Source organism: Mycobacterium sp. TH-M25 (assembly GCF_057473665.1).
In genome coordinates, this window is record NZ_JBYCLA010000581.1 from 1 (window position 1) to 2,246 (window position 2,246).

The window sequence follows — 2,246 nt, forward strand, 5'->3', positions numbered from 1 at the left end:
CTGAAGAAGATGGAAGACGGCCTGCGGCTGGGCGCCGAGCACTACTACGCGACCTCCGACCGCGACACCTTCAAGAAGTTACGCAGCAGCTTCGACCTGATCCTGAACACCGTCTCGGCGAACCTCGACCTCGGCGCCTACTTGGGGCTGCTCGACGTCGACGGCACGCTGGTCGAGTTGGGCATTCCCGAGCACCCGATGGAGGTGCCGGCGTTCCCGCTGGCGCTGGCGCGTCGCAGCCTGTCCGGGTCCAACATCGGTGGCATCGCCGAAACCCAGGAAATGCTGGATTTCTGCGCTGAGCACAACACACTGCCCGAAATCGAGGTCATCGAGGCGGCCTACGTCAACGAGGCCTACGAGCGGGTGCTGGCCAGCGACGTGCGCTACCGGTTCGTGATCGACGTATCGACTCTGTGAGCTAAGGCGTCTCGCCGGCCTGCCCGCCGATGCCGGATAGCGGCCAGCCGGCGGCAGCCAGTCGCGCGGCCACCCGGGCGATGTTCTCCGGGCCGGCGTCGTAGTGCGTCATGTCGGAGATGAAGTCGGCGATCACGTCGCGGTCGACGGCGTTGTCGGACAGCTCTTCTTCGTCGATCAAGTCGACGACCTCGGTGATCTCTTCCTCGGTCAGCGGCGTACTGCGCAGCAGCGCCAGCAGCGCGACCCGGTCGGGCCCTGGAACACCTTCGGGGTAGCCGACCTGCAGCCACTTGATGACGGAGCGGAAGAAGTTGGCCGCTGAAGCTGGGGTGATTGCCACCGCACCAGTGTCCTGGCTATGCGGCCGACACCGCCACATTCGGGCCCGACTGCGTGCACAATTCACACGCCGTTCACGAGACACGCGCTTATTCGCATCCCCGTGAAACTTCGGGCCTGTCGCCGAGATTCGGTTGCGCATCCGATGATTCCGGGTTGGAGATGAACAGCGAAGCCAGCTCGATATCGGTGAAACCGACCACGCTGCAGGGTATTTCGGGTTGTGCGGCCAAGCACTGAGCGGTCAGCGCATCGAGCTGCTGCTGGAAGCCTTCGACATCGGCTGGGGCGGGTCCGACGGCGATCCGATTCCCGGAAAGTTCGCTCGACCATCCGATCAACCCCAGGCGGGGTTGAAGACATCCTGGAGCGACTCCGCAATGCTCTGCCAGAAGCCGCCCGAGGACATGATGTCCCCCAAGCCGGTCGCCCAGGCTGACGTCCAGTCCGTGGGATCCGGTATCAGGACTGTGGTGGTCAAGTCGTCGACTGTCGACGTACCGGCCGAGACCTCGGCCGGTGTCAAGCCCAAGTACTCCAGGTGAGTAGTGAGGAAGTTGTAGATCCCGCTGCCGAGGGCAGCCTCCGTGCTGCCGTTGTCCTGGGCGAGAGCAGCGTTCCAATCCCCTTGCCAGTCGGCGATCCCATCGGTGTTGATCGTGTAGATGGTCGTCGGATAAAGGTCATTGGGTGTGACGCCGTTCTCGGTGCCCGCCCCATTGAGAAGGTGGCCTTCGTACGTCGTGCCGGCCGGGGCGAATTGGCCCTCGTTGACGAAGTAGAGAAGCGCGTCGGTCGAATCCTTACCTGCGGCAATATCTGCAGCGCTGGTGCCGCCGCCGAACAACTGCTCCAGGTCGGTATAGATATTGGTGGCGACTCCGGCGGTCGTATTGCCGTCGCCGATCATCACCAAATGCAGGTCTGCTTCGGGAATGCCCGCTGCCGACAGTCTGGCCTCCGCATCCGACATGGCCATGGCGCTTTGCGAGTAGGTGAATATGGTCAGCGGGTCGGTGGCGCTCATATTCCCGGCGGCGTATTCAGCTTCGACCGCGCTGACGATGTCTGCGCTGGTGGCGGCGGTGCTCGGACCTTCCTCCAGCAATTCCGGCGTCGTCAACACCTGCAACGGGGCATCGCACGCCGCCGTTCCGGTCATGTCGCAGATATTCGAAGCGCCGTCCTCGACGGCAAATCCGAGCGGCTGAAGAAAATTGGTGTACGCGGCGTCCACCCACGCCGTAGACGGAGTCGGTTCAAAGGTGCCACCGACGAACATTGCGTGGGTGCTGTCGGTCAATGGGCCAATGGCATCTGATCCGGTGTCGGCGTGAGCACTTGCGCATAGAGCGATGGGCGCGGCCGCCGCTGCGATCAACGCCGCCGTGACACTATGACGTTTCAGCACTGAAACTTCCTCCATGCTCTCGAATACGAGAAGCTCGTCGAAGTTGAACATCGCCAAATAGCGATAGCGCATT

At 62.8% G+C, this 2,246-nt stretch carries 4 protein-coding genes; 1 reads left to right on the plus strand and 3 read right to left on the minus strand.

Annotated features, from left to right (window positions below):
* Positions 1-420: zinc-binding dehydrogenase (locus AC2VOU_RS19410; RefSeq protein WP_486958823.1), on the plus strand; the 420-nt coding region annotated here is incomplete at its 5' end.
* A 1-nt stretch (position 421) separates the two neighbouring features.
* On the opposite strand, the gene AC2VOU_RS19415 is transcribed toward AC2VOU_RS19410, so the two are convergent.
* The 3 genes from AC2VOU_RS19415 to AC2VOU_RS19425 all read right to left on the minus strand — a co-directional run.
* Complete coding sequence (locus tag AC2VOU_RS19415) at positions 422-802, minus strand: DUF3349 domain-containing protein (RefSeq protein WP_486958824.1); 381 nt, start codon at positions 800-802, stop codon at positions 422-424.
* 49 nt (positions 803-851) lie between these two features.
* Positions 852-1,103: a hypothetical protein gene (locus tag AC2VOU_RS19420; RefSeq protein ID WP_486958825.1), complete on the minus strand. Its 252-nt coding sequence runs from the start codon at positions 1,101-1,103 to the stop codon at positions 852-854.
* The coding region (locus AC2VOU_RS19425; protein WP_486958826.1) for a PE-PPE domain-containing protein at positions 1,100-2,246 on the minus strand (1,147 nt) is incomplete at its 5' end. The genes AC2VOU_RS19420 and AC2VOU_RS19425, both read right to left, overlap by 4 nt.